This is a genomic window from Microbacterium cremeum (genome assembly GCF_015277855.1).
GTDB classification, from domain to species: domain Bacteria; phylum Actinomycetota; class Actinomycetes; order Actinomycetales; family Microbacteriaceae; genus Microbacterium; species Microbacterium cremeum.
The window spans coordinates 3,434,340-3,456,028 of sequence record NZ_CP063812.1 but is presented as its reverse complement, the minus strand read 5'-3'; the positions used below and the strand labels follow the sequence as shown (position 1 = coordinate 3,456,028).

Sequence of the window (21,689 nt, the reverse complement as noted above, 5' to 3'; positions counted from 1 at the left end):
GTGGCGGCAGCAGGTCGGTGAGCGTGACGAGGGCACCGTAGCCCCTGGCCGCCAACTGCGCGTGGACCCGCGCGACGCGCAGACGGCCGTTCACAGGCCGCTCGATGCGGAGACCGCGTCACGCGGAACCCGCATGAGCCCGGCGAACGGCCGGTTGCGGATGCGTGACCACAGTGGCGCGAGTCTGGCGGCAGGAACGCCGATCAGCACCCAGACGCCGGTATCGCGTGAATGCCCGACGACGTGCGGGACGTCCCCTACCGGTCCGAGGGCGGCGAGACGGCGAGCATCTGCGGCCGTGATGAGGAGGAGCTCCGTCGGATCGCGGTGCCCGATGGCCTCTCGGGCGACGTCGGTGGAGACTGACGCGACGACGAAGGGCCTGCCGTGGCGGCTCATGCCGTCCGCTCTCGTGGGTTCGCCGTCGCCGGTGTCGAGGTCGAGTGCCCGCAGAGACCTCATCTCGCCCCGTGCGAGCATCTCGTCGATGAGGATCCGCACATCCGCGAGGACGATCGGGCTGGAGGGGGCGACGCGGGACAGTGCTCGCGCCTCGAGCGACTCCCCCCACCACACCCGCGCTCCTCGCACGCGCCGCAGCCGGCGGCCGACGCCGCGAGGCGCCTCGCCGCCCCAGATGGTTCCGCACGTCGTCCGGATTGGAACGAGGCGCGGATACAGGTCCGCGACGCGCTGATGGGCGAGATCGAGGGCGTCGAGATTCGTCGTGAGGCTGTTGTGGGTGAGGGGGATGTCGAGGGCGACCGCACGCAGACCGGCACTTCGTGCACGAGCGCAGTACTCGACGCCATATGCGTGCCAGGCGAGCAGCGGATCCTCGCTCAGCGGTTCCTTCAGAACCAGATCCCGGCGCACGAGAAGGAGCACTTCATCGAGCGAGTCGACATCGCGCGGTCCGCTGACGGTCTCTCCGATCACGACGACTCGATCCCGGATACGGCCCAGGACGCGCTGACGTGAATCGATGCCGACCGCGCCCGCGATCCCGATGCCCGGATCTGCGACCAGGACTCCCGCCGCCTCCTCGAGAGCGACGAGGGAATGCAGCACGACGTCCTGATGGACGAAGACGACGACGTCGTTTCGCGCCTGCCGGGCTCCGTGATTGAGCGCCGCCCCGGCGCCCGGGAAGGGGTTGCCCCGGTTGTCGACGGCGATGAGCTCAGTCTGCGGGGCGGAGTGAAGTCCCGCACTGATCGATCGCGCGAGGCAGCTGCCCAGCACCTCGGGATCGTTGTAGACGCACACGATCGAGGTGGGTGTCCTCCAGGCTCGGTCGGACTCTGGCATCGATCACCCCCGCGGGGAAGCAGCGCCAAGTATCTGGGCCCAGAGTGTACTCGCCGGCCGGGACGGCGCCCAGACCCGCAGGGTCGCCGCACCGCTGCCGGCACCCATCATCGCGATGGCGCGGCCATGAGGCACCTCTCATACGGCATTAGATGTCGCTCATATGGCGGGGCGGGGGCCGGGCGGCCTCGTAGGCTCGCTAAGCCTCCCCACAAGCTCCCCCTGGATGTGCTATGCGAACCCGATCCCAGCTTCGACGCGCCCGAGTGCGCTCGTCTCGCACCCGCCTCGCCTTCGTCCTCGCTGCGGTGCTCGGGCTGACGACTCTCGCCGCCGTGCCCGGAATGGCCGCCGCAGCCGCCCCGGTCGGCATGTTCGCCGACGATCTGACGCCGACCGACGCCTCGTCGGGTCGCGGTGCCGCGATCGAACTGGGCGTGAGGTTCTCGCCACAGCGCGACGGCGCCGTGACGGCGCTGCAGTACTACCAGGGGCCAGACGCGACCGGGGTCACGGAAGCGACCCTGTGGTCCTCCCAGGGCACCGTGCTGTCACGCGCCCGGTTCACGGCGACCACGACGGCCGGATGGCGGACGGTCGCACTCGAGCAGCCCGTGCGGCTGCAGGCGGGCAAGAGCTATACGGTGTCGTACCATGCTCCCGAGGGACGCTACCCCGTGATCCGGCGAGACCTGACCTCGAAGCGCGTCCAGAACGGATTCGTCCTCGAGCGAGGCGCGGGTGTCTATCGCTATGGCGACAGCCGGTTCCCCAGCCGCTCGTCGCGGGGTACCAACTTCCTCGTCGACATCGCGTACGAGCCGGACGCGGTGTCGCCGACCCCGAGCCCGACCGCGACTGCGGCCCCGACTCCTACTCCTACTCCTACTCCCACGCCGACGCCGACGCCGACGCCGACGCCGACGCCGACGCCGACGCCGACGCCGACGCCGACTCCGACGCCGACTCCGACGCCCACCCCGCCGACGACCTCCGATCCGGTCGGCGGCGCCCAGAGGAACTGCATCGATCTGCCGAGCGCGTGCGGATATCCGGACGCCACCAACACCGGTGTTGCGGACGAAGCCGCTCTCATCCGCGTCCCGGAGGACGCCGTCAGCGGTCCGGGTTGGTCGTACAGGTCCGACATCCGCGCGATACAGACCACCGGCAACGGCGTGACCATCCAGAACCTCAGCATCGCCGATGGCATGATCATCGTGGCGCACAGCGGTGTCACGCTCCGGAACATCTTCCTCGACTCGGGCGCCTACTACCCGATCGACTGCGACTACACCGGTGTCACGCGCGACGCCCATAGCTGCCTCGGACTGACCGCGGAGAACGTCGAGATCAAGGGAACGGCGAAATGCCAGGCCGGTCTGTCCTTCCGCGGCTACACGGCGCGAAACGTGCACGTGCACGGTTGCCTGGACGGGTTCAAGGCCAACGCCGATGTCCGCATCGAGGACAGCTACGTGACAGCGCTCGCCGTCGTGGACGGCTCGCACAACGATGGGCTGCAGTCGACCGCTGAAGGCGGCATCGTCGTGAGCCACAGCACCTTCAAGCTGGGGAACCAGTCGGGCGTGAATGCGGTCTTCCAGATGGGGCAGAAGGATCGCGGGGGGCGGGGCGTCACGATCGAGGACAGCCTCGTCGATGGCGGTGGCTGGATGCTGAACTCCACGCCGATCACCGGCATCGTCGTCAAGGACAATCGCTTCACCCGCCGGTCGGCGTATGGCATCGGCTACGTGAGCGGCGGGACATGGACGGGGAACATCTGGGACGACACGCTCGGACTGATCCCCGAGAACGACTGACGCGCGCGCGCCGCGCGTCGGGCGACTCCGCCTCCCTGCGAATCCCACCGGCGCCGGGGTTTCGCGGGGTAGCCTGTCACCTGTGCGGCCACTGGGGGCCCGCCTGCCGCGAAGAGGAGGCAGACCGTGACAGTGCGCGAGATCCTTGGCGTCGTCGCGCGGCGGTGGTACACGTCCGTGGCGGCCCTCGGGCTTGCGACCCTCCTCGCGATCCTCCTTCTGCAGGACGGCGGCATCCACTCGACACGTACGGTGGTCGAGTTCCGCTGGCCAGGAGCGGCGCGCATCGCGCCCGAGAGCGGATTCGTCGATGAAAGCGTGATCGCCTTCGCCGATCTGGTGGCGCGCAAGGTGAACGGCGGTCATGAGCCGAAGCACTACTCGGAGGAAGAGGCGCAACTCTACGGTGCAGGCCTTCGCGAGGCCGAACTGGTCTTCATGTCGTATGTGGGGAACCAGTTCGTGACCGATCATCCCAATGCGGCGATCGAGGTGCGCGTGGTGGGGCGCTCGGAAGACTCGGTCAACGAGCGCCGGACTGCGCTCGTCGAAGAAGTCCTGGCGACCGCCACCCGGCTGCAGGAGACCGTCGGCACCCGCAAGTCCCAGCTCATCTCGCAGTCGGTCCAGCCACTGTCGTGGAGGATCGAGCACATCACGCCCTCCCGCACGACCCAGTTCCTCGCGTTCGGAGCCATCGGAGTGGCGGGGATCATCGGGGGTGTCGGCGCCGCATTGCTCTGGGATCGCGGCGCGCAACGGCATCGCCGCCGCAGTCGCACGGGGCCGGAGAGGGGGCCGGCGCATGAAACCCGCTGATCTGCTCTGGAGGCTGCGGAGGCGTTGGTACATCGCGATCCCCGGTCTTCTGCTCGCGGTAGCGACGGTCGCGGGTGTATGGAACGCCGTGGGCCCTGAGTACGAGCGCGCCGGCACGCAGATGCTGCTGCCGGGCCCGGCATCGCTCCCCGAGGGTGCGACCAATCCCTTTCTCTTCCTCGGTGGGCTCTCCATCCCGGCCGACGTCATCGTTCAGTCGGTCAGCGGCGAGAACGTGCAGGGTGCGGTGCTCGACAGGTTTCCCGGCTCCGAAGTCGTCGTCGACCGCGGAGCAGGGTCGGCGCCGGTCGTCAGGATCACCGTGACGACGGGCGACGACGAGTCGGCCGCGGAGCTGCTGGCGACGATGATGGATCGCACGGTCACCACGCTCGAGCAGATACAGAACTCGGAGAACATCCCCGACCGGGACAGGATGTCGCTGATCACCCTCGCCGTCGACACGGAGAGCACTCTGCGGCAGCGTACGCGCACCGTCGCCGCTGCGGGAGCGGGTGTCGCGGTCGCGGTGGTCGCCCTCGCGCTGGCCGCGCTCGTCGACGGGCTTGCGAAGCGCCGGAGACGGGGGGTGACGGCGGACGAGCCCGCTGCCGAGGGACCGCAGCGGCAGACGTCGCCGGACTCCGACGCGGAGCTCGAAGAGCAGTGACGGCGCTCCGGCCCGGCTTGAGTCCTGTCTCGGCGGCGTCGCACCGCGGCCTCGCGGGCAGGTTCGGATGGGATGCCGTCAGCCTGATCACCGTGTATCTCGTGCTTCTTCTGGGCATCCCGTCCAACGTGACCATCAGCAGCCTCGGGAGCTTCGGCCGCCCGGCCATGCTCTGGGGACTCGTCCTCTTCGCCTACTGGGCGCTCTCGCGCCTGCAGTGGCGCAGCGTGGACGTCCCGCCCGTCTGGCAGCCGGTGCGGATCGCGTTCGTCGTGCTGCTCGTCATCGCACTCGTGAGCTTCGCCGCCGCCCTCCTCCGCGGACAGCCCGCGGATCAGGTGAGTCCGCTGATCACGTCGATCTTGCGCCTCGTCTCGTGGGGAGGAGTGCTCCTCGTGATCGTCGACGGCATCCGCACCATGTACGACGTCACGCGCCTTCTGCGTCGGGTCTGCATCGGCGCCGCCCTCCTCGCGCTGCTCGGTCTGCTGCAGGCAGTCACCGGCTCGTCGTTGCTCGACTTCTGGGGGTCGGTCCCCGGGGTCACGCACGGCGACGGCGGCACCGTCGAGCGCTTCGGCATCACCCGCTCCGCGGGAACCGCGACGCACCCGCTCGAGTTCTCCACCGTGCTCAACGCCGCGGTGCCGCTGTGTATCGCAGCCGCACTCTCGCGCGGCTTTCGGTGGACACTCGCGAAAGGGTCCGGAGTGTGGTGGTGGGTCGTCACCGCACTACTCGTCCTGGTTGCTCTGACCGGCGTCTCCCGCTCGGCCATCATCGGGTTCGTCATCGCGGTCGTCGCGATGATCCCCGCGGTGCCGAGACAGTACCGGTGGCCGGTCATCGGAGGCGGTGTCGTCGTCGCTGCCGCCCTCGTGGCGGCGGTGCCGGGGCTCGCCGGTTCGACCATCGGTCTCTTCACGGGTATCGCCGAGGACGGTAGCACCCTGTCGCGCGCCGGCGCACTGGACCGCCTCCCCGAGTTCGTCTCGGTGTCGCCCCTGTACGGCATCGGCTTCGGCATCTTCTTACCGCGCTACTACATCCTCGACAACCAGTGGGCGCAGCTGGCGATCGATCTGGGCGTGCTCGGTGTCGCCGCCTTCGGCGCCATGCTCGCGTCCGCGATGTGGAGCGCGTGGAATGCTCGGCAGCAATCGCGGGCGCCTGACGCGCAGCTCGTCGGTCATGCGCTCGCGGCGTCGGTGCTCACGATCGCCGTGGTCTTCGCCTTCTTCGACGGCCTCGCCTTCCCGATCGCCGCGGGATTCCTCTTCGTCCTCGTGGGACTCTGTGCCGCCGTGCGGACGGCTGTGGCCCACGACATCCGGAATCTCGAAGTCATTCCGAGATCGAGCCTGCCCACGCTGGCGGAACCGGCGGAGCCCGTCAAGAGTCAGCAGGAACCGTCGCGCGAATGATCGCTCGACACGCGGGCGGTCATCTGCGTGCGACCTCTGCGGCTATGTAGCGGAGCACGGATTCCTCGGTCGAGGTGTTCGACTGGACGTGGATGGCGAGGTCCTCCGGCGCCAGCATGTCGACGAACCGCCTGGCGGCATCCATCGTCAGCGGAGTCGGTCCCCAGTGACTGTGGCTGAGGCTGCGATCACCGAGGAAGGCGCGCCGGTCGGCGTCGGCCAGCAGCATCACGTAAGTGCCGTACGTGATGAACTCCGAGAAGTCGAGGCTCTGTCCCACGCAGTCCTGCCACGGCCGCCCCGTCGTCGTCTCCAGTCTGGCGAGCATCCGCCGCACGAGGGACGGATCCCAGCTCACGATGCCGGCGATGTAGTCCGGAGAGCATGCCTCGCCCCCGGGGAGATCCAGCAGCTGGAGCGCCTTCGCCCGTTGTGCGAGGTGGCGCGTCATGTCCGGGGTGATCCCGTCCGGCAGCCGGTAGAGCCGCACCACGCCGTCGGGATCCCGGAACATCGACTCTTCCACTCGGCGCACCAGGAGCACGTCGGAGTCGATGATGAGCGCCACATCGACCTCCAGCTGGGAGACGACCGCGAGCTTGACCATCTGCTGCAGGATCCATCCCCGGATGGGGGGCCACGGACGGGTGATGTTCAGCGCTGCGATGCGGAATCCGCGCGGGATGCGGGGAATCCTCGTCAGCCTCGTCACAGAGACGAACCGTCGCGGCAGCGTGTCCCGCTCGCTCACCACCCGCAGGCGCCTCGACCCGATCGACTCGAACAGCGGAACATCGATCTCCGGCACAGCGACGATGTGCAGCGTCGACGGATCAGTGTGCTCGAGCACCGAGGCGTGCAATCGCAGGAAGGACGGGAAGTCCGGCTTGTGGCTGGTGGTGACGATGGCGAGACTCATGCCGGGGTCCCCTCGGCTTCGCGTGCCACGCGGGGGGCAGGAGTGCGGGATGCTCTCGGAAGGGCCGACCACGAATGCGGAGTAGCGACGGTGCGAAGGATCGCCCGGTGACCTGGATCCGCCGATCGTACGAGGTGGTTCAGCACGGCCACGCCGAGGAACGTCGTCGTGGCGAAGCGGCCGTGGTGTTTCGCGTAGTACCTGATGCGGTTGACGGCGAGCAGCCGGTCCAGGTCGACGGATACGCCCGACCCACCCTCCGAATGACGTACGACCGCCGTGGGCTCGAACCACGCCGCATATCCCGCTTCGCGGGCGCGACGGAAGTAGTCCGTCTCCTCCGAGTAGAGGAAGTACCGTTCGTCCCAGTCGCCCACCGCCCCGGCTGTCTCCCGCGAGATGAGCAATGCCGCCCCGGTCGCCCAGTCGACTCGATGCGCGGTCGTGTACTCCGCCGACCGGAGTACCGTCTCGGCGAAGACCCCCGGTCGTCGATGGAAGCGACCGCCGAAGACCGCGTCGCCGACGGAGCGCATCACGCTCGGCTCGCGCCGCAGCGACCGCGTCCGCGCGCCTTCGCCGTCGAGGATCGTCGGCACGACGATGCCCACTCCGGGCTGCGAGAGCCGCGCGCGCATCGCTGCGATCGCGCCCGGAACCACGACCATGTCGGGATTGAGGACGAGGATCGCGTCGGCGTCGCCGACGGCCGCCATGGCGACGTTGATGCCGCCCGCGTAGCCAAGGTTCCCGCCCGTCGGCATCGCGACGACATCGCGATGCGCCCGCGCGACCTCGAGAGTCCCGTCCGGGGAGTCGTTGTCGGCGACGACGACGCGCATTCGATGCGTGCCGGCCTCGCGGCGCAGCGATGGGATCAGGCGCTCGATGTGGGCGGCGCTGCGGTACGTCACGACGATCACCGCGATGTCGACAGGCTCGCCGGGACCGATGAAGCGACCGGTCGTCGAAGATCCACCGTCTGACTTCTTCATGGCCGCACCACCGACGGCGACCATGCGTGCTCGATGAAAAGCTCAGGCGCCCCCGACCCATCGGTCTCGAGTGCCCACACGTCGCTCTGGCCGGGGTCATCTGCTCGCGGCATCCCGTACAGGATCGTGCTGTCGTCGAGCCATTCGATCTGATCGTCGAGAGGGCGGGTCTCGGGCAGCACGGTCACCTCTCCGGTCGTCAGGTCGAGGATCGCCGGCGTCCGATGTGCGGACGGTCCGGACCCGGCGGTCACGCGTTTGAAGGCGATGCGGGTGCCGTCGGGGGAGAGCGACGGGCATTCGATGTCCTCGGCGACGGTCAGGAGGGTGCGCGCGGGAATGTCGCCCTTGACCAGGTAGGTCCTGCCAGAACCCGTCAGACCGGCGGTCGCGTAGAAGGTCGTCTCGTCGATGAAGGTCACCCCCCAGAAGTTGCGGTCGACCGGGGCGCTCGTCGAGCCACCGACGATGAACGTCCACTCCTCCAAGTCCCCGAAATCACCGCCGAGAACGTCGTGGATCTTCGTCGTGGTCGAAAACCCGCTCGTCGCGTACGAGTGCCCGGTCACGAACGACGTGGTCGCGATCCGCGTGCCGGCGTCCGACATCCGGGTTCTGCTGGGGATGCCGGGAAGCGCCCAGGTGAGGACGACCGCGCCGTCGTTGGTGTACAGCGACGCCGAGTACGACGGGACGATCCCCCGCTCGGTCCGCAGGCACGAGAACTCGTCCTCGATCGCGTCGACCCGATCGCACGCCACTTCGGTGAGGGACCTCGGGCCGGCCGGATCCTCGAGGGGCACGCTCGCGACCATTCCGTAGCCCTCGCCGAGCGCCGTGTTGCGGAAGACCACTCGATCGCCCGATGGCCGTGTCGCGGACACGGCCCCGGTTGCTGCGCTGGGCGCGTCCTGGCGGAGCCGGTGCTGTTGCCAGGCCGCGACGCCGGCGACGGTGGTCGCGCCGAGTGCCACGACGGACGCTGCGGCGACGAGGATCCACTTCTGGCGACTGTTCACGGGCCGGAGACCTCCGTGTGCTCGGCCTCGGCGGTGGCGCCGACACCGGCCGAGGCCCTCAGCGGACGTGTGACCGACAGATACGGGCGGAGCATCAGCGCGCAGACCGGAATCGCGACGGCCAGCAGGGCGGCGACCAGGAGCATCGCCGCCTCGGCCCCGGTGAGGTACCAGAGGACGCCGAACGCCGTCGCGGAGAGGAAGCGTGTGACGGCCACGACGGTCTGCGCGGCGGCGATGCCGGTGGCTCGCGTCTCGGGCGACGTCAACTGGCTCGCCAGGGCCGCCAGCACGCCGTCCGTCGAGGCGTAGAAGCCGCCCAGCATGATCAGGCACAGGATCGTCGCGGCGGCGTCGGCGATCGGCACGGCGGCGATCACGTACGCGCCGAGCAGTGAGAGATGGCCCAGCACGAAGACGCGTGCACGTCCCACGCGATCTGACAGTCTTCCGAGGGGGATGGCGAACGCCAGGAAGGCGACATTCGTGCCGACGTAGAGGAGCGGGAACCATTGCGCGGCGAAATCGCTGCGCGATTGGAGCGTCAAGTAGATGAAGCCGTCTCCGATGGTGAGCAGGCCGAGGATCCCGGCCGCGGCGAGGACGCGGCGCAGGGGGCCGCTGGCCACGGCGGACCAGTTCCACCTCTTCCGGCTCCGCAGGACCGACGTGGCGGCATCCGTTCCGGTCGTCTCTTCGCGTGCTCCTGCTCGGACGTTCGGCACCACCAGCCCGAGGATGAGCACGCCGACGAGGGCGAAGGCCAGGGACGCGACGAACACGATGTGAAAGCCGTCGGGGATCACCAACAGTATGAAGAACGCGATCAGCGGGCCGATCGCCGCGCCGATGTTGTCGAGCGTCCGGTGCACGCCGAAGGACCTGCCGAGCCTCCCCGGCTCGGACACGGCGGTGATGAGGGCATCCCGCGGCGCCGTGCGCAGGCCCTTGCCGATGCGATCGGCGGTGACGACCGCGGCGATCGCTGCGAATCCCGTCGCGAACAGCAGTCCGACGCGCGCCACCGCAGCGAGCGCGTAGCCCGCGAACGCGACCCACTTGGGCCTGTCGTACCGGTCGGCGGCGTAACCGCCGGCGATGCGGATGAGTGCGCTCGTGCCTTGGTAGAGGCCGTCGAGGAAGCCGAAGGCGATCGTCGACAGGCCGAGCACACCCGTGACGTAGAGCGGCAGGATGGCGGCGACCGACTCGGACGAGATGTCGGTGAGCAGAGAGACGATGCCGAGCGTGACCACTGTCGACGAGACCGTCCGCACCCCGCGCGGCGCTCGCGGCGGGACGCGGGTCTCGGCTCCGGATTCCGGCGAGTTGGAGAACGAGAGGTACACCGCGTGCCTCAGCTCAGGCGGAAGACGCCGTACACGGTGTACACGGTGCCGGTGCCGGAGGACGTGAAAGCGAGCGTCAATGACGACAACGCGTCCGAGTACGAGGTATCGGCTCCGTCGCTCGAACCGGTCGCAGCCAGTCCGAGACCGCTCCACACGGCACGGTAGTGCTGGCTCACCTCGTCCGGTGTCGCGTCGGTGCGGGCCTGCAACGTCACCTGCATCGTGTCGCCCTCGGTCGCGATGGAGCTCTGCAGTACTTCAGAGGGCGGCGCAGGCGCCATCACACCGGTCGGGAATCCGTCTACGAGTTCGCCGGAGGCCGAACCCGAGTCCGGAAGCGGTGCGCTCACCAGCGGGGAGGGAGTCGACAGCGCGGGTAGCCGATCGGCGGACGGCGCAGTCGCGTCGGGCGCCTGCACTTCGCTGCCCGTCGTGGGTTCCGCGCCGGGCAGCGGCCCCCGAGTCGGGCGCGGGGTCGGAGCGGTCGTGGCGTCGACGGCGCCGGGTGCGCCGGACGCGCCGGGTGCGCCGGCGTCGCCGTCCGCCGTGAACCCCCAGAGGGCGATCGCCAGTCCGGCGACCACGGCCGCCCCGACTGCCCACAGCACCCACCGCAGCGCGCGCGTGTGGCCTCCGCGCTCCTCACCGTCCGGCGTGATCCTCTCGGGTCTGCCCTCGGTCAGGGTCTTCTCTTCTCCATCCATATCGCATCCCCAGACTGCGATCCGGCGCCCCCGAAGGGATGCCTCGCTCCTGGCCGACCCGCGTGTGCGGACGGCTACCTCATCCGCTTGACGGCGCTGGCCGCGACGTTCCTCATCTCCTCGATTCCCGGACGATGCCGCAGGATGTGCGTGACGGACTCCACCGTGTCGGCGGAGCGGACGCTGTAGCGCGCCCGCAGCCATGCGCTCCGCCGGGCCGGGAACCGGTCGCTGGAGTACACGGCGCGGTACCCCGCCGCCTTGAGGCGCCGCAACGTCGAGCGGTCGTAGCCGCCGAGCGGGCACGCCGCTTCCGTGATCTCCCCGCCGCTCGCCTCCTCGAGAACGATGCGCGCGTCGAACAGCTCTCGGCGGGCTTCGGCGTCGCTCAGGCCACGCCACGTCGTGTGCGCCCACCCGTGCGAACCGATCGACATCCCTTCGGCGCGCAGCTCGCGCAGGTCCTCGGGGTCGACGCTCGCTGGATCGTCCAGGCGGCCTGCGAGTGGGAAGAACGTCGCGTGGAGCCCGCGCTCGCGAAGCGACGGAAGCGCGAGGTAGACATCGGATCGGTTGCCGTCGTCGAAGCTGATTCCGACGTCGCCGAGCGGTGCGACCACGTCGAGCACGCTCAGGAAGACATCGCGGCCCGTCCAGTACGCGGCCTCGCCGGGTTCGCGCTCCCGCGCGCAGACACCCACCCCGTGGAAGCAGAGATTGACGATCACCGCGCCGTCTCGATCCACGTCGTGTGCGCGACGCGCGTGCTTTCATCGCGCCCCCACGAACCTTCTCCGCGACGAGTGCCGCGTGCACGCAGGGCGGCGGTCAGCGTGATCATCAGGTAGGCCACCGCGGCGAAGGCCAGATGCGGATGCGGCAAGACCACCTCGCGCAGCCACGCCCATCTATCGGACTCCCGAACCGCGCCGGAGACTGCGCCGGTCGCCGCCGCCGACCGCATCTCGGCATTGCCGCGACGCACGCGGACGAGCCGGTTCACGAGCGCCCTCGTCGTTCGTGGCGCCTCGACGACGACCACCACATCGTCGGCCTCCGCCTTCTCGGCCGACGAGAACTGCGCGTCCAGGAACAGGTCGTCCGCCGTCAACGAGGGGAACTGGCCGAACCGCCTGCGACCGGTCTCGGAGAGCGCGATCATCCCGCGGCCGAACAGGCCGTCCCGAAAGGCGGGGAGGCGCCCGTTGATCGCGAAGTACGCCCGGACGGCGAGCGGTCGACCGGATGTCTCCACCCTCCGGCGCGGCACGGCGGCAAGGGCGCCCCCTTCGAGGAGCCGTTCGAGCCGGGCCACCCCGTGGGCGGGTACGCGGATGTCCGCGTCCAGGTACACCCTCGGGAAACCGGTCGCGTGCTCGTCGCCGGCGTTGAGTGCTTCCGGCTTGCCGGGCGTGCTGCGGTCGACGACGATGGCCCCGTGGTCGCGCGCGATCTCTGCCGTGCGATCGATGCACCCGTTGGCGCTGACGATGATCTCGGCGTCTGGCCCGGTCGCGCGTCGGAGTGCTTCCAGACACGACCCGATGACCGCCTCCTCATTGTGTGCGGCGATGACGATGCTCACCATGCGCGGCCCCTTCCGTGAACGCGGTCTCCTGGACGTCGGAGCCGAACGACGTCTCTGCGCGCTGCGCGCGCCGCCCCAGGGACCCGCGGCCATGCCCGTATGGGGGATGGGGCGACTGCCGCGCGCAACACTCCAGGTGCACCTGGCACGCGTTCACGACAGCTGACCGCGGATCCGGTCGCATCGGCCGACGACGCCGTTGTCATCGGCCGACTCTTTTCGAGGGACATCAGTACGCCCCCTTCGGCACGACCATGACCTTTGCCGTGCGCCACATGATCATGAGGTCGGTGGCGATCGACCAGTTCTCCACGTAGCGAAGGTCCATCCGGACGCTTTCGTCCCACGAAAGGTCGCTGCGGCCGCTGATCTGCCACAGGCCAGTGATCCCGGGCTTGAGGTAGAGGCGGCGATATACCGTGCCGTCGTAGGTGGTCACCTCGGTGGGAAGCGGAGGTCGCGGCCCGACGATGCTCATGTCGCCGCGGAGCACGTTCAGGAACTGCGGCAGTTCGTCGATCGAGAACCTGCGCAGAACCGCGCCCACACGCGTCACTCGCGGATCGCGCCGCACCTTGAACAACGGGCCCGAGCCTTCGTTTCGGGCGCTCAATTCGTCGCGCCTCTCTTCCGCGTCGACCACCATGGTCCGGAACTTCGTCATCCAGAACTGGCGGCCGTCGCGTCCGACGCGCAGCTGGTGGAACAGCACAGGCCCGCGCGAGTCGAGCTTGATCGCCAGCGCGATGAGCGGGGTGACGAGGACGATGGGCACCATAGCCAGTAGTGAGAACACGACGTCCATGCCGCGCTTCATGGCGTGGATGCCGCCCTCGAACTCGGGGATCTTGACTTGCACGAGTGGCAGCCCGTCGAGCGGCCGCAGCGACAGCCGTGGCCCAGCCACGTCGGTGAGCCGATTGCAGAGCACCAGTTCCGCCGCGGTTCCCTCCAGTTCCCATCCGAGTCGGCGCACGAAGTCGCGGTCGTCGTCGGGTGTGCCGGCGACGACGATCGTGTCGGCGCCCGCCTCTCGTCCGTAGACCGCGGTGAACTTCATGGGCCCGATCACGGGATAGTGTCGACCCCCGATGTCGATCGGGTCGCTCACGCCGTCCGTCGTCGTCGCCCCGATGACCAGGTAGCCGTGGTGCGGATCGTGCACGAGCTTCTCGATGACGTACTCCACGTCCACTCGCGCGCCGGCCACGATCACCCGCGAGACGCACTCGCCGCGCTCGCGCTCGTGGATCAGCCATTTGCGCCACAGCCAGCGGCTGAACACGAGCGCGACCAGCCCCGACGGCAGGGCGATGATCAGCTGCGCCCGCAGCCCGGGGAGCTGGGCCACGATGAAGATCGTCGACAGTATGCCGAACGCGAAACCCGTGGCGTGCCCGATGCGCTTGTACTCGGTGGAGCCGGCGCCGAGCACGCCCGGCTCCCGTGTGCGGGCGAGCACCAGCAGCGCCATCCACGCGCAGATCACGAAGATGCCGATACGGGCGGGTTCCGCGAGTGCGGCGGGGTGCAGGGCTCCGCCGGTCTCGAACATCACGGCGGCCACTGCCGCCAGGACGACCCCGAGGGAATCGGTGGCGGCCAGCCGTCGCCGGTAGCGTCGCTCCCAAAGGTGGCGGCGCTCCAGCGACGGCTGAACGCGTGGAGCGATTGCCGCAGGATGCGTATCGATGGAAGGGCGCGTCGGGGTCGGGCGTCGGGGGAGCGTTCGGGTCACTCCTCCGGCGCCCGCGGGCGCCGCGTCGATCGCGGTCGCAATCAGACCGCGGTCCACCGCGCGCACGACGACGCGTCCTCAGCAGACATCAGCTTTCCACAGTCCGGAGCGACGGCATCGTCGCGCGGACCACCCCAGAGCGCAGACCCGGCCGGGTTGTCGGGTCGAAGGGCTCCCAGTGCCCTTGCGCACGGCCACTTTACTGCCGCAGCGCCGCGATCGGAAGGCCTATGTCAGAAAAAACTTGACACGCCATTCGCGAGTCCGATATAGGCCCTCGGAGGAGCTCCTGTCAGCCGATGAGGCCGACGAGCGCGTCGAGGCCCATGCCGTAGTTGATGCGGATGGTCGGGAGCGCGAGCTTGTCGGTGCCGATCGTGACATAGCCGGGCTCGATGGTGCGGGCCATCTCCCACCCGGCCTGGCGCAGTCCCTCCTTGGCGGTGTCGTTGTAGTGGCCGAACGGGTAGGCCATGATCTCCTTCACCCCGAGCACGCCGGCCGACGTCTCCATGTCGGCGACGATCTCGGGCACCGACCAGTTGACGATGCGGCCGTCGCCGTTCTCGCCGGCCTGGTGCATGTCGTGCGTGTGCGAGCGTCGCAGCACGAACGGGTTCGGCGCCGCATCCTGGCGGTACGCCGTGATCATGAACGACGTCGCCAGCACCTTGTGCGCCGCGACGACGGGCGCCGCGAGGTCGAACCAGGTCTGATCGGCATCGTCGTCGGTGACGATCACGGAGTGCGTCGGCAGAAACAGGCGCCCGTCGATGAAGGCCGACAGCTCGTCCCAGGTCGGCAGGTAGAACCCCGTCGACGCGATGTGGGCCATGTGCGCGTCGAAGTCGCCGATGTAGGCGTAGTTGCCGCGCAGCCACCCGCTCTCGCCCTCGGGCTTGGTCGTGAACTGGTGGTACATGAGGATCGGGATGCGGGCGTTCTCGGCCGCGTTCTGCTCGGGGCTCATCCACGCGCCGTGAAGGGTGATGCGCCGGTCCGCGCAGGCGACGAGCTCCGATCCGTTCACGCGATCCGGGATCGCGTACGCGGCGGCGGCTTCGGGCGTCGCGTACCAGCCGGCGAAGACCTGACCGTCGCGCGCGGGGATGGGCAGCGCCGCGTACAGCGCCCCCTGGGTCTGCAGCATGGGCGGGTCGGCGATGCCGTCCCCCGCGAACGAGACCGCGCACGCCGCGGGGTCGGTGGTGCCGGCGAGCAGCTGCTCCTCGGCGGTGAGCGGCGTCGGCTCGGGGGTCGCGACCGGGGACTCGGCGACCGGAGGCGTCGGCCCGGCGGCGGGCGGGGCATCCGCTCCCTGGCGTGCCAGGGCGATGGCGGCGACCGTGCCGGCGACGGCGAGCAGCACGAGCCCGCCCGTCGCGAAGGCGAGCGCTCGCCGGCGGCGCCCGCGCTTGGCGGGGCGCTGCGGCGCGCTCGTGCCGAATGTGGCCATGCGATCCCCCACGCGTCGGACCCCGCATCCCCACGCGCGGTCGATGAGGGGATGCTACCCGGATGCCGCCGCCCGGCGCACGCGCCGCGCGCCGAGCGGCTACGCTCGATTGCCGTGCTGCCTGCGGACTGGATCGAACATCGCCGCGCCGACCGCGAGGTCCTGGGGTGGATGCTCGCCGACGGCGACGGCTTCCGTGTCTTCGACCTGCTCGGACGCGAGCGCACGCCGCTCGGCGCGGCGGGCGAGCCGGCGCCGATCGACTGGCTCGCCGCCGAGGAGCTGCTGGACGCGCTCGGCCTGAGCTACCTCGCCGACCGCTGGACGCTGCGCCTCCCAGACGGCTCCGAGCGCCCGGTGCGCATCGCCGAGGCGAGCCCTCGCGGCGTGACGGTCGTGGCCGACGAGTACGGTGCGGCGTCGGCCGTCGGCGCGGACCAGGAACGCTTCCGCCTGCCCTTCCCCGTCGGCGCCGACCTCACGCCCCGCTGACCCGGCAGACACGACGCTGCCCGGCGACCGAGGTCACCGGGCAGCGTGCGATCGTGCTCGAGCGTCAGCCCTGCGCCGCGGCGAGGGCGGCGATCGCCTCCGCCAGCGCGGAGTCGGGTGCCGCGCCCGACTTGCGGACGGCGTTGGCGAGATGGTCGAGCGCCGAGGCGGTGTTGCCCTTGGCCACGAGCTTCTCGGCCTTGTCGAGGTGGCTCCGGACGTCGGCCAGCGCCTTGCCGGTCAGGGTACCGGCGCGCTCGGCCTGGTCGACGTGCGACCGCACCACCGCGAAGCTCGGCGCGTGGACGAGCTTCGTCTGCAGCTGCGCGTTGAACTCGGCGAGCTGGATCTCTCCGGCCGCCGCGATCTCGTTCGCCGACATCATCGCGCTCGGGATGAGGCCGAGGGTCTCGAACCCGCGCGCGATCTCGCTGCCCAGGATGCTGCCGTTGTACCAGTACGTCGACCAGTACCCGCCGAGGTTCAGCCCCGTCGGGTTCGGCTCGTCGATCGGTCCTCGGTCGAGGTACGCGATCTCGACCGGGTTGGCGGTGTCGGTGAAATCGATCACCGAGACCCCGCCCTGGTACCAGGCCTGCACCAGGATGTCCCGGCCCGGGACCGGCACGAGCGAGCCGTTGTGCGCCACGCAGTTCTCCTGCAGCGTCTGCACCGCCGGCAGCTTGTAGTAGCTGCGGAACTCGAGCTTGCCGTCGACGATGTCGAACAGCGCGTTCGCGCCCCACTCCGGCTGGTCGGTCACGCGGCAGCGGGCCGACGTGCCGCCTCCCCACTCGTCGGTGAAGATCACCTTGGTGCCGTCGTTGTTGAACGTCGCCGAGTGCCAGTACGAGAAGTTCGGGTCGGAGACCGCGTCGATCCGCACCGGGTTCGCCGGGTCGGAGATGTCGAGCAGGATGCCGTTGCCCTGGCACGCGCCGGCGGCCAGACCGATCTCGGGGTAGGCCGTGATGTCGTGGCAGGTGTTGGTGTTCGGCAGCGGACTGTAGCTCGTGCCCGACGGATGCGGCGCGCCCGGCAACGTGTTCTGCAGGCCGTTGTAGGCGCCGGTCGCGGGGTCGGTGAAGATCCGCGGCTGGTTCACCACCGCCGCCGTCTCGGGCGCCGCGAGCGGCACCTGGATGACGTCGATGCGCCACTGCGTCGGGTTGCCCGTGGTGACCGGATCGGCGCTCAGCCCGGCGTTCTCGCAGCCCGCCAGCTCGGCGCCGGAGCGCACGGTCGACGTGCCCGAGTTGTAGATGTAGACGTTGCCCGGGTCGTCGGGGTCGGTGACGAGCGTGTGCGTGTGCGATCCGCGGCAGGTCTGCACGCCGGGCAGCTGCACCGGGTTGTCGATGTCGCTGATGTCGAAGATCCGCACGCCCCGGAAGCGCTCCGCGTTCACGGCGCCCGGTGCGCCCTGCGTGCCGCAGTCGATGCGCCCGCGGGTCTCCTCGACCGACATGAACAGCAGGTGGCCGTACACCGAGACGTCGCCCTGGCCACCCGGACACACGAAGGCGCTGCGCCGCGTCGGGGCCCCGGCATCCGTCACGTCGTAGACCTGGAAGCCGTTGAAGCTGCCGACGATCGCGTGGTCGCCGGTGAAGGCGAGGTCGGAGTTGACGAACCCGAAGTTGCCGGGCGGCGCGTCGAAGGGCGCCTCGCGCGGCAGGCTCGCGAGCAGCTCGATGTTGCTCGCCGCGATGCCGGCGTCGAAGTAGCCGGGTGCGAGACCGACGCGGGGATCGACCTCGTCCTCGGCGGCGGTGGCGGTCGCGGTGGCCGCCAGCACCGACGCGCCGAGCAGGAGCGCCCCTGCTGCGGCGAGCGTGCGTCTGCGCCATCGCGCGGATGGCCGGGTGATCGTCATTGATGTTCCCCTCTCACTGCAGTGTGGAGGCGCCTCGGGCAGACGGGCGGGCACGACCGTGTGCACGCGCAGCCCGGGTACCGATGGATCGGAATCTATCGCGCCGGCGGGCGGTCTCGCTAGGCGTCGCGATCGGTCGTCGGCACGACACGAAGGTGCCCGGTGGACGAGGTCCACCGGGCACCTTCAGAGCGAGGACGCCGCCGCGCGCGGCGGCTCCGGTCGGGTCAGCCGAGCGTTGCGGCCAGGGCCGCGAGCGCCTGCACGAGTGCAGAGTCGGGCGCTGCGCCCGACTTGCGGGCCGCGTTGGTGAGGTGGTCGACGACCGAGCCGGCGTTGCCCTTGGCGGCGAGCGTCTCCGCCTTGTCGACGTGCCCGCGCACATCCACGAGCGCCTTGCCCGAGAGCGTCCCCGCCCGCTCGGCCTGGTCGACGTACGACCGGACCACCGCGAAGCTCGGCGCGTGCACGTACTTCGGCTGCGCCTGCGCGTTGAACAGGCCGACCACGTACTCGCCGGCTGCGGCGATCTCGTTCGCGCTCAGATGCTCGCTCGGCTGCAGCGCCAGGCTGTCGAAGCCGCGGCCGATCTCGTTGCCGTAGACGTGGCCGTTGTACCAGTACGTCGACCAGTAGCCGCCCGTGACCAGCGACGTCGCGCTGTTCGGACCGCGGTCGAAGAAGGCGATCTCGACCGGGTTGGCGCTGTCGGTGAAGTCGAACACCGAGAGGCCGCCCTGGTACCACGCCTGCACCATGATGTCGCGGCCCGGCACCGGGATGAGCGATCCGTTGTGCGCGACGCAGTTCTCCGTCGCCGTCTGGACCGCCGGCATCTTGTAATAGCTGCGGAACTCGAGCTTGCCCTCGACGATGTCGAAGATGGCGTTCGCGCCCCAGTTCAGCGGATCCTGCGCCCGGCAGCGCGCGCCGCTTCCGCCGCCCCATTCGTCGGTGAACACGACCTTCGTGCCGTCGTTGTTGAACGTCGCCGAGTGCCAGTACGCGAACCGCGGGTCGGTGACCTGGTCGATGCGCATCGGGTTCGCCGGGTCGCTGATATCGATCAGGATGCCGTTGCCCTCGCAGGCGCCGGCGGCCAGGCCGATCTCGGGGTACGCCGTGATGTCGTGACACGCGTCGGTGGCCGACGTGCTCTGCATGCCCTCGCCGTGGCTGCCGCCGGGCCACAGGCCCGCCGGGCTGCCGGTCTCGGCGTCGGTGAACAGGCGCGCGTGGTTGACGACCTCGGCCGCGGCGGGGTTCGCCAGCGGCACCTTGATGACCTCGACCAGGAAGCGCGACCCGAGGATCGGGTTGCCGTCGGCGTCGAGCTGCGACTCGACGGTGTTTCCGTTGACGTTGGTGCAGCCGCCGGGGACGTTCGGCGAAGTGGTGCGGACACCCGCGGTTCCCGAGACGTAGACGTAGACGTTCTCGGCGTCGTCGGGGTCCTCGACGACGGTGTGGGTGTGCGAACCGCGGCAGGTCTGAACGGCGGTGACCTGCACCGGGTTCAGGATGTCGCTGATGTCGAAGACGCGGACGCCGCGGAAGTTCTGCGGGTCGCTCGTCGCGGGGCTGGGCGTCGCACCGCAGTCGAGGCGGCCGGGGGCCGATTCGACCGACATGAACAGCAGGTCGCCGAACACGGAGACATCGCCCTGGCCACCCGGACACACGAAGGTGCCACTGAGGCTCGGCGCCGCCGGGTTGCTGATGTCGTAGATCTGGAAGCCGAAGTAGTTGCCGGCGATCGCGTAGTCGCCCGTGAAGGCGAGGTCGGAGTTCGTCGTGAACGGAGACTGCTTCTGCTGCGCTGACAGGAGAGCGATGTTGCTGGCGGCTTGCCCGGCGTCGTGCAGGCCGGCGGCCAGGCCTTCGCGCGGGTCGGCGTCGGTGTCGGCGACCGCTGCGGTCGCCGACATCATCGAGATTCCCAGTGCCAGGGCGCCGACGGCGGCGAGCGTACGCGCTCGCCACCTCGATCCCTGAGGCGAGGTTCTGTTCATGTGGTGGGTACCCCTCCCAATCGGCATTACGTCATCGATATGTCGGTTCGTTGCTCCGGCCGAAGCGCATCCCGCACAAATGCAAGCTCACAGGGATCGCACTTCGCATACTTCCTCGTTGTGAGGTTGTATGAGGGGGAATGTATCGGTGTCCTGCGAGTTACCGCTACCGCCCGTGTGAAATTCTGATTTCGGGCCGTCGCGCAGTCCGGCGGGAGCGCATGATGGAATGAGCCCGACGAGAGGTTGCGATGATGCCGAGACCGGTCCGATCGATTGCGGTCGCCACCGCAGCCCTGCTCGCGCTCGGGCTCACCGCCTGCACGGCCGAGGACGATCCGGCACCGGTGCCCACGACGCCCGTGGTTCAGCTCGGCGGCCCGGGCGAACCGAACCGCACGCTCTCCCCCGAGGAAGCGGCCGCGCTCGAGGCGCCGGGGTACGTGGAGCAGGACGTCGCCTTCGTCCGCGACATGCTCCATCACCACGCCCAGGCGATCCAGATGACCGGTTACGTCGACGAGCGCAGCAACGACCGTGACATCGAGCTGCTCGCCGAGCGCATGGATGTGAGTCAGACCGACGAGATCCGGCAGCTCGAGCGGTGGCTCCAGGAGCGGGGAGAGCCGGCACGCGATCCGGACGCTTCCCACGGCGAGCACGGGTCGAAGCCGATGCCGGGCATCCTCACCGACGACGAGCTCGCGCAGCTGGAGGCGGCGCGTGGCGAAGCGTTCGACGCGCTCTTCCTGCGGTACATGATCATGCATCACGAGGGCGCCATCCAGATGGTGGCCGAGCTCTATGCGTCGGGCGGCGGTCAGGAGCCCGACATCGATGCGTTCGCGCGCCATGTCGAATCCGATCAGGCCATCGAGATCGCGCGCATGCGCGATCTGCTCGCCCAGCGCGCGGGTTGAGCAGGCGACGCCGCTCGGTACAGTGAACGCATGACGACCCTCGTGCTCGCCGTCGTCGGAGACGATCGCGCCGGGCTGGTGGCGGCTGTCGCGGACGCCGTCGGCGCCCACGGCGGCAACTGGGAGAACAGTCAGCTCGCCGAGCTGTCGGGCGCGTTCGCGGGCATCATCGAGGTCTCGGTCGCGCCCGAGCGCGCCGACGAGCTGCGCGAGGCGCTGGCCGAGCTCGACGGTCTGCTGAAGGTGACCGTCCACCCCGGCGCCGCGGCCGAGCGCGAGCGCGCATCGGCACGCCCGCTCACGTTCGACGTCGTGGGCAACGACCATCCGGGCATCGTGCGCGACCTCTCGGCCGTGCTGCGCGGGCACGGCGTGAGCATCGACCGCATGGTCACGACGACGCGGGATGCCGCGATGTACGGCGGCCGGCTCTTCGAGGCGACGGTCTCGGCGAGGGTCCCGGCATCCGTCGATCTCGGCGCGTTGACCGCAGAGCTCGAGCGGCTCGCCGCCGAGATCCAGGTGGACGTCACGCTCGGCGCGTGACCGGCCCACGCGTCCGCGCCGA

19 protein-coding genes are annotated in these 21,689 nt (G+C 69.7%); 7 read left to right on the top strand and 12 right to left on the bottom strand.

Annotated elements, in window-relative coordinates; all coding sequences use genetic code 11:
* Positions 1-90: 90 nt before the first annotated feature.
* The gene (locus IM778_RS15485; RefSeq protein ID WP_194409708.1) at positions 91-1,311 is read right to left on the bottom strand and encodes a glycosyltransferase; all 1,221 of its coding nucleotides are present in this window, start codon (positions 1,309-1,311) and stop codon (positions 91-93) included.
* Between the two features lie 233 nt (positions 1,312-1,544).
* On the opposite strand from IM778_RS15485, the gene IM778_RS15480 reads away from it, so the two are divergent.
* The 4 genes from IM778_RS15480 (at position 1,545) to IM778_RS15465 (ending at position 6,050) form a co-directional block, all read left to right on the top strand.
* On the top strand, positions 1,545-3,137 hold the full coding sequence (locus IM778_RS15480) for a DUF4082 domain-containing protein (protein ID WP_194409707.1): 1,593 nt from the start codon (positions 1,545-1,547) through the stop codon (positions 3,135-3,137).
* Positions 3,138-3,389: 252 nt separating this feature from the next.
* Positions 3,390-3,956, top strand: coding sequence for a hypothetical protein (locus tag IM778_RS15475; protein WP_194409706.1), 567 nt, complete (start codon positions 3,390-3,392; stop codon positions 3,954-3,956).
* Positions 3,943-4,626 (top strand): hypothetical protein, encoded by a 684-nt coding sequence (locus IM778_RS15470; protein ID WP_194409705.1) that lies wholly within the window; start codon positions 3,943-3,945, stop codon positions 4,624-4,626. Before IM778_RS15475 ends, IM778_RS15470 begins: the two co-directional genes overlap by 14 nt.
* Complete coding sequence (locus IM778_RS15465) at positions 4,623-6,050, top strand: O-antigen ligase family protein (RefSeq protein ID WP_194409704.1); 1,428 nt, start codon at positions 4,623-4,625, stop codon at positions 6,048-6,050. The genes IM778_RS15470 and IM778_RS15465 overlap by 4 nt, the downstream gene beginning before the upstream one ends.
* Before the next feature lie 19 nt (positions 6,051-6,069).
* Here IM778_RS15465 and IM778_RS15460 read toward each other — a convergent pair whose 3' ends face one another.
* From IM778_RS15460 to IM778_RS15420, 9 genes are all read right to left on the bottom strand, one after another.
* On the bottom strand, positions 6,070-6,969 hold the full coding sequence (locus IM778_RS15460; protein ID WP_194409703.1) for a DUF6492 family protein: 900 nt from the start codon (positions 6,967-6,969) through the stop codon (positions 6,070-6,072).
* Positions 6,966-7,964, bottom strand: coding sequence for a glycosyltransferase family 2 protein (locus IM778_RS15455; RefSeq protein WP_194409702.1), 999 nt, complete (start codon positions 7,962-7,964; stop codon positions 6,966-6,968). The genes IM778_RS15460 and IM778_RS15455 overlap by 4 nt, the downstream gene beginning before the upstream one ends.
* Positions 7,961-8,983 carry a hypothetical protein gene (locus IM778_RS15450; protein ID WP_228484599.1) on the bottom strand — a complete coding sequence of 341 codons (1,023 nt, stop codon included), beginning with the start codon at positions 8,981-8,983 and terminating at the stop codon, positions 7,961-7,963. Before IM778_RS15450 ends, IM778_RS15455 begins: the two co-directional genes overlap by 4 nt.
* The gene (locus IM778_RS15445) at positions 8,980-10,332 is read right to left on the bottom strand and encodes an MFS transporter (RefSeq protein WP_194409701.1); all 1,353 of its coding nucleotides are present in this window, start codon (positions 10,330-10,332) and stop codon (positions 8,980-8,982) included. Before IM778_RS15445 ends, IM778_RS15450 begins: the two co-directional genes overlap by 4 nt.
* Before the next feature lie 8 nt (positions 10,333-10,340).
* On the bottom strand, positions 10,341-11,039 hold the full coding sequence (locus tag IM778_RS15440) for a hypothetical protein (protein ID WP_194409700.1): 699 nt from the start codon (positions 11,037-11,039) through the stop codon (positions 10,341-10,343).
* Positions 11,040-11,113: 74 nt separating this feature from the next.
* A complete protein-coding gene (locus tag IM778_RS15435; RefSeq protein ID WP_228484598.1) occupies positions 11,114-11,767 on the bottom strand; it encodes a polysaccharide deacetylase family protein in 654 nt (217 codons plus the stop codon).
* Entirely contained in the window at positions 11,764-12,627 is an 864-nt protein-coding gene (locus tag IM778_RS15430; protein ID WP_194409698.1) for a glycosyltransferase family 2 protein, read from the bottom strand. Before IM778_RS15430 ends, IM778_RS15435 begins: the two co-directional genes overlap by 4 nt.
* Positions 12,628-12,856: 229 nt before the next feature.
* Positions 12,857-14,365, bottom strand: a complete 1,509-nt coding sequence (locus IM778_RS15425; RefSeq protein ID WP_228484854.1) for a sugar transferase — start codon at positions 14,363-14,365, stop codon at positions 12,857-12,859.
* Between the two features lie 292 nt (positions 14,366-14,657).
* Complete coding sequence (locus IM778_RS15420; RefSeq protein ID WP_194409697.1) at positions 14,658-15,821, bottom strand: polysaccharide deacetylase family protein; 1,164 nt, start codon at positions 15,819-15,821, stop codon at positions 14,658-14,660.
* A 114-nt stretch (positions 15,822-15,935) separates the two neighbouring features.
* Between IM778_RS15420 and IM778_RS15415 the strand changes: the two genes are divergently transcribed.
* Entirely contained in the window at positions 15,936-16,313 is a 378-nt protein-coding gene (locus IM778_RS15415; RefSeq protein WP_194409696.1) for a hypothetical protein, read from the top strand.
* A 64-nt stretch (positions 16,314-16,377) separates the two neighbouring features.
* Here IM778_RS15415 and IM778_RS15410 read toward each other — a convergent pair whose 3' ends face one another.
* Positions 16,378-18,189, bottom strand: coding sequence for an LVIVD repeat-containing protein (locus IM778_RS15410; RefSeq protein WP_194409695.1), 1,812 nt, complete (start codon positions 18,187-18,189; stop codon positions 16,378-16,380).
* A gap of 227 nt (positions 18,190-18,416) precedes the next feature.
* Positions 18,417-20,201, bottom strand: a complete 1,785-nt coding sequence (locus IM778_RS15405) for an LVIVD repeat-containing protein (protein ID WP_228484597.1) — start codon at positions 20,199-20,201, stop codon at positions 18,417-18,419.
* Between the two features lie 254 nt (positions 20,202-20,455).
* On the opposite strand from IM778_RS15405, the gene IM778_RS15400 reads away from it, so the two are divergent.
* Positions 20,456-21,121, top strand: a complete 666-nt coding sequence (locus IM778_RS15400) for a DUF305 domain-containing protein (protein WP_194409693.1) — start codon at positions 20,456-20,458, stop codon at positions 21,119-21,121.
* Positions 21,122-21,151: 30 nt separating this feature from the next.
* Complete coding sequence (locus tag IM778_RS15395) at positions 21,152-21,667, top strand: glycine cleavage system transcriptional repressor (protein WP_194409692.1); 516 nt, start codon at positions 21,152-21,154, stop codon at positions 21,665-21,667.
* Positions 21,668-21,689: the final 22 nt, after the last annotated feature.